The 2,016-nt window shown below is 66.8% G+C and carries 2 protein-coding genes; both read right to left on the reverse strand.

The features are described 5' to 3' along the window. Positions 1 to 1,474: condensation domain-containing protein (locus tag OGL93_RS22120; RefSeq protein WP_263265161.1), on the reverse strand; the 1,474-nt coding region annotated here is incomplete at its 3' end. A gap of 14 nt (positions 1,475 to 1,488) precedes the next feature. Beyond that, a partial coding sequence (locus OGL93_RS22125) for a phosphopantetheine-binding protein (protein ID WP_263265162.1) occupies positions 1,489 to 2,016 on the reverse strand: 528 nt, incomplete at its 5' end.

The raw sequence follows: 2,016 nt of genomic DNA on the forward strand, positions 1-2,016 counted from the left end.
TAACGGCCGTGGCGTTGAATCCCTCCACCAGTTGCGACCGCTCGCTGGCGCTCAGCAGCGGCAGGTCCGCCAGCGGCGTATCCGGTGCATTGACCATGGCCTGCAACAGCTGCTGCCAATGGCCGGCCAGGCGTTCGACGGTAGCGGCGTCGAACAGGTCCGTGGCGTAGGTAAAGGCCGCCTCCAACCCGCCCGGGTGCTCGGCGGTGTTGAGGGTCAGGTCGAACTGGGCGTTGCGGTTTTCCCACGCCACCGCCTCGATACGTAAACCCGCCTGCTCCAGCTGCCGGGCCTGCCCCTGCACCTGATGGTTGAACATCACCTGGAACAAAGGGTTGTGGCTCAGGCTGCGCTCGGGCTGCAGCACTTCCACCAGTTGCTCGAAGGGCAGGTCTTGATATTCCTGCGCTTCCAGCGCCGCCTGGCGTACCTGGCGCCACAGCGCCCGCGCGCCAAGGGCGTCGTCAACCTCAGCCTTGAGCACTTGGGTGTTGACGAAGAAGCCGATCAGCCCTTCGGTCTCGGCGCGATGGCGGTTGGCGATCGGCACCCCCACGCGGATGTCGGCCTGGCCGGTATAGCGCTGCAGCAGCGCCTGGAAACTGCCCAGCAGCAGCATGAACAGGGTGAGGTTCTCGCCTTGGGCGAAGGCTTTCAGGCGCGTTAGCGCGGGTGGGTCCAGGGTCACCTGCAAGGTGGCGCCAGCGAAGCTTTGCTGTGCCGGCCGCGGACGGTCGGCGGGCAATGCCAGCACCTGGGGCTCGCCACGCAGCCGTTCGGCCCAATAGGCGAGCTGCCGTTCACGCTCGCCGGCGTCCATCCACTGCCGTTGCCACAGGGCGTAGTCCGGGTATTGCACGGTCAGCGCCGGAGGCTGCGCGCCGGCGCCTTCGCGGCAGGCGCTATAAAGGCCCACCAGCTCATCGACCATCACTTGCAGCGACACGCCATCGGCGATGCTGTGGTGCAGCACCAGCGAGAGCCCATGCTCCTGCTCGCCCAGGCGCCACACCGCCACCCGGAACAGCGGCCCAGTGGCCAGGTCGAACGGCTGCGCGACCTCCTCGGCCAATGCCGCCTGCCAGGCTTCGCCGGTCGATTCGCGAACGTCCAGCATGGGCGCCCAAGGCTCCAGCAGCATCACCTGCAACTGCCCGGCCACCTCCTCGAAGCGCGTGCGCAGGCTCTCGTGCCGCGCCACCAGCGCGGTCAGCGCCCGTTGCAGGGCGGGAAGGTCCAACGCGCCGTGCAAATGCAGCGCGGTGGGCAGGTGATAGGCGCTGCTGGTGGGGTCCAGCTGCCAGAGGAACCATTGCCGCTGCTGCGCATAGGAGGGCAACAGCGGCTCACCCGGTTCACGCCGAAAAATCGGCGCGATGCCGTAGAGGTTGATCCCCTTCTGCTTGAGCATCACCGCCAGGGCTTTACGCTCCCGGGCAGACAGTGAACCCACCGAATCGATCAGGTTTTGCAAGCCGTGTTCCCTCGTTAAGAAAGCAGTTTCTCGAGATCGTCGGCAGTTAAACGTTTAAGAGCCTCCAGCGATTTAGCCAATTCATCCTGCAAGGGCTGCACGGCCTGGGTGAGCAGCGCAACCTCGGCGCAGAAGCCCCGTAAGCTGCTGTGGGTGAACAGCAACTTGAGCGGCACCTCCACCGCGCAGTGTTCGCGCACCTGCATCACCACCTGGGTGGCGAGCAGCGAGTGGCCACCGAGGGCGAAGAAGTCGTCGCCCAAGCCCACCTGGGCCACGTCCAGGGCGCCGGCCCAGATGCGCGCCAGCGCCTGCTCCAGCTCGGTCACCGGTGCTTGATACGCCACCTGGCTGGCCGCCTCGGGCCGTGGCAAAGCGCGGCGTTCCAGCTTGCCGTTGGGGCTCAGGGGCATGGCGGCCAGGGCGACCCATTGGGCGGGCACCATGTAGTCCGGCAGTTGCGCGGCCAGGTGAGTGGCCAGTTCGCCTTGCCAGCCATTCGGCTCGCTGGCCAGCACCACATAGCCGACCAGCTGCTTGCC

It is taken from the genome of Pseudomonas sp. RIT-PI-S, assembly GCF_025642975.1.
In the GTDB taxonomy this organism is placed as follows: Bacteria; Pseudomonadota; Gammaproteobacteria; order Pseudomonadales; family Pseudomonadaceae; genus Aquipseudomonas.